The sequence below is a fragment of the Sulfitobacter sp. 1A15299 genome (assembly GCF_043556915.1).
In the GTDB taxonomy this organism is placed as follows: Bacteria; Pseudomonadota; Alphaproteobacteria; order Rhodobacterales; family Rhodobacteraceae; genus Sulfitobacter.
Window position 1 is genome coordinate 1 of sequence record NZ_JBIFFJ010000068.1, and the last position, 2,928, is coordinate 2,928.

Consider the following 2,928-nt stretch of genomic DNA (forward strand, 5'->3'; position numbering starts at 1 on the left):
CGACCTCGGAGAGAACCATGACCCCGAACGGACAGATCGCTATCCCGCTTGACACAGCCGCAATCAGAGAACCGTTTTTGCCAGCCCAGCCCCACAAAACGATGTTGAAGTCCGATGATGACGCGCCCTTGGCAAAACTCTGGATCAGAAGCCCTGCAAACCCATCCGCATTGAGGGCGCGTGCTAACTCCTGTGTCGGCACCAATTGGCCATCGAGCATCTTCATGCGCCATACAGGGTCGGCAAGCATCGCCTCGGTCGCGCCATACCGGTCAAGTCCGTCCTGATGGCGGGTATCGAAAATAGGCCCAAGGTCGGCCTTGTAGGACACCAGGATCGTGGGTTGCAGGCTGCCGACCTGGTTGGCTTCTCTAAGAGCGGTCGCGGGATCCAGCGAGGTGTAGAGCGTAGGGGTGCCCTTGGCGTTGAAGCGCCCTCCATAGAGTTCAGCGCCTCGTCCGGAGAGAGGTTCACGCGCATAGACCGGGTTCAGGGCGCGATAGAGTGGCCCTGTGTAGCGCCCATCTTTCAGCGGCATCAGGCAAAGACGCCCGCATCGACCGCATCGATGTATTCCAGAACTTGCTGAGCTTTGCCTTCCTGCACCAGCTGCATGGCTGTCCGGCCATCAAAGCCGGGCAGGGGCTCTGACCGGTACCATGCATAGGCCATCAGTTCTGAGCCGAAGCGCGGTTCGACTTTGTTCAGCACCTCAACCAACTCGCGCAGGCGACGCTGCGTCTTGTCCGAACCGATGCGGGTTCGCCTCTGCAACGCATCTTTGCCCAAGCCAACGGTCAATGCGATTTCCTCAGCCGAAGTGCGCAAGGCTGCGGCGATCTTGCGCGGTTCGAATTGCCCAGCTTCTGCAAAGTTCGTGATGTGCATGATCTATGCCCCTACAGTGATAATGACGGTATATAGCGACATTATTGCTGAATTGCAAGGTGGCAGGGGGTGCAGCACCTTCGTTTCCCAAGCTAATCCGTAACGCGGGATTGCTCTGAACGTCGGACATCCAGATTTTTGGGCCCGAAAAGTCGCAGCAGGCGCGATTTTTGCCGATCGAGAAAATCAGATAAGTCATTGATAATAGGGCGACGATTGCCGCGTCCGGGCTGGGGTTGCCGATATTCCTTGCCGATCTTGGACCCCAACCGGCACTGACTGTATGAAGCCCTTGGGAACCGCGGTGGTGTCGGACCCTTGTCAGTTTCCGCGGTCCAGTTGGCGGTTGGAAAGAGAAAGTGTTCTTCGGGTTTTGTGACTGACGGATGAGGGCCTTTGGGGTCCCTCAGATGGGTCCGGGCCGGGTTCCGGTCTGTTTTTCCGGATGAAGGGCATTCCCATGCAAACAGGTGTCTTGCGCGTGTTGCGCGCGACCGCTGCCTCTTGGTGGCGGCATAGAGAGCTGCGCCGAGCCGGTCAGACAGGGCTGGCACGGAAGCTCGAGCGGAAAGCCGTTCTCCGCGATCTCGGCTATCTCAGGCAGGCGGCGTCATTGCCAAACGCGCACGTGATCTGCGGGGAGGGTGGGACGTTCATCCATCTCGGTTGGACCACCGTGTCGAGTTTCGCGCCGACCGAACGATTTCCCTTGGCCGCTCTTGCGGTCGCACTCGGGACGCCCTTCATCGATATCCGACCCGTCACCGATGTTATTGCCTTCGCGAACCTGCCGCGGGTGGTGCGAGGCGGATCGGTCGACGCTGACCACTCAGGTGCCGGCCAGTCTGTCTCGCTGACCACCTACATCGACATGGTCGAAGCGCTTGGCGCGAAGGTCGCCAACGATCCGCGGCCCAGTCAGAAAATCTGATCCCCAAACATCTCACCCACACACGAAAGGAGGCCAGCCATGGCCCGATCCCGCACGCCCAAATTTGATGCCTCCGAGGTCATCACGAACGAAATCATCCGCATCATCGAGCGCGGCGTTCTGCCGTGGCGCAAGCCCTGGACGGCAGGCGGCAGCTCACGCCCCCTGCGCGTGGGCGGTGAGCCCTACCAAGGGGTCAACAACTTCCTGCTGACCATGCGCACCGTCATGGCGGGCCATAGCTCGCCCTTCTGGATGACGCTGCCGCAGGCCAATGCGTTGGACGCGAAGGTGCGCAAGGGCGAGAAGTCCTCTGTCGTCGTCTATTATGGTCAAAGCCGGAAAGACGCCGACGGCGAGGATGATCAGGGGGAGAGCAATGATCACTCCGAGGAGGCCCGCGTCTTCCGCTTCCAGAAATCCTACCGCGTGTTCAATGCCTGTCAGATCGAGGGCTTGCCCGAGAGCTTCTATCCGGACCCGGAGCCCGCGCCCGAGCATCCGCCCGCTGAACCCATCCCGCACATGCAGGCGTTTTTCGACGCTATCGACATCACGACCGTCTTCACGGGCACGGAAGCGTACTATTTGCCGCCCGTGGACAAGGTCTACATGCCGTCCATCACGCGGTTTGAGAACCCGCGGAACTTCTACGGGGTCTGGGCCCATGAGTTGGCCCATGCCACGAAAACCCCGCATCGGCTCAATCGCGACTACGGCCTCTCGCGCTTCGGCAACACGGCCTATGCCCGCGAAGAGATCGTCGCCGAGCTGACCTCGGTGTTTCTCGGCCAGACGCTCGGCTTCACGGCCCATACGCTCGAGATGAATGCCGCCTATCTCCACAACTGGTTGCGCGTTCTTCGCTCAGATAAGGGTGCGATCTTCAAGCACGCCGCGGATGCGCAGCGCGCCTGTGATTACCTGATCGCACGGTCAGAGGCGGGCAGGGCAGGGCGCAGCGCCGAGGCTGCTTGACCATACGGAGAACGGAGACTCGCATGTCACGTAAAGAACCCAAGACGCTGCGGGTGGCCGGGCTCCGCCCGTTCTTGCCTCAAACTGTCCCCCGGACAGTTTGCCGTTTCGCGGACCGGCGCGAACTCAAA

The 2,928-nt window shown here is 60.6% G+C and carries 4 protein-coding genes; 2 read left to right on the forward strand and 2 right to left on the reverse strand.

Going from position 1 to position 2,928, the window contains the following annotated elements; genetic code table 11:
- Together ACGYK7_RS19030 and ACGYK7_RS19035 are read right to left on the reverse strand one after the other, a co-directional pair.
- Positions 1 to 538 (reverse strand): RES family NAD+ phosphorylase (locus tag ACGYK7_RS19030; protein ID WP_394403942.1); only part of this gene is annotated, 538 nt, incomplete at its 3' end.
- Complete coding sequence (locus ACGYK7_RS19035) at positions 538 to 888, reverse strand: MbcA/ParS/Xre antitoxin family protein (RefSeq protein ID WP_152467386.1); 351 nt, start codon at positions 886 to 888, stop codon at positions 538 to 540. The genes ACGYK7_RS19030 and ACGYK7_RS19035, both read right to left, overlap by 1 nt.
- A 445-nt stretch (positions 889 to 1,333) precedes the next feature.
- Between ACGYK7_RS19035 and ACGYK7_RS19040 the strand changes: the two genes are divergently transcribed.
- Together ACGYK7_RS19040 and ACGYK7_RS19045 are read left to right on the forward strand one after the other, a co-directional pair.
- Positions 1,334 to 1,819, forward strand: a complete 486-nt coding sequence (locus tag ACGYK7_RS19040) for a hypothetical protein (protein WP_197919452.1) — start codon at positions 1,334 to 1,336, stop codon at positions 1,817 to 1,819.
- A gap of 39 nt (positions 1,820 to 1,858) precedes the next feature.
- Entirely contained in the window at positions 1,859 to 2,797 is a 939-nt protein-coding gene (locus ACGYK7_RS19045) for an ArdC family protein (RefSeq protein WP_197919453.1), read from the forward strand.
- The last annotated feature ends 131 nt before the right edge of the window (positions 2,798 to 2,928 follow it).

Bases quoted from the DNA above. Each gene is read 5' to 3' on its own strand.
- ACGYK7_RS19035 (WP_152467386.1), bottom strand. From the start codon at position 888: ATGCACATCACGAACTTTGCAGAAGCTGGGCAATTCGAACCGCGCAAG.
- ACGYK7_RS19040 (WP_197919452.1), top strand. From the start codon at position 1,334: ATGAAGGGCATTCCCATGCAAACAGGTGTCTTGCGCGTGTTGCGCGCG.
- ACGYK7_RS19045 (WP_197919453.1), top strand. From the start codon at position 1,859: ATGGCCCGATCCCGCACGCCCAAATTTGATGCCTCCGAGGTCATCACG.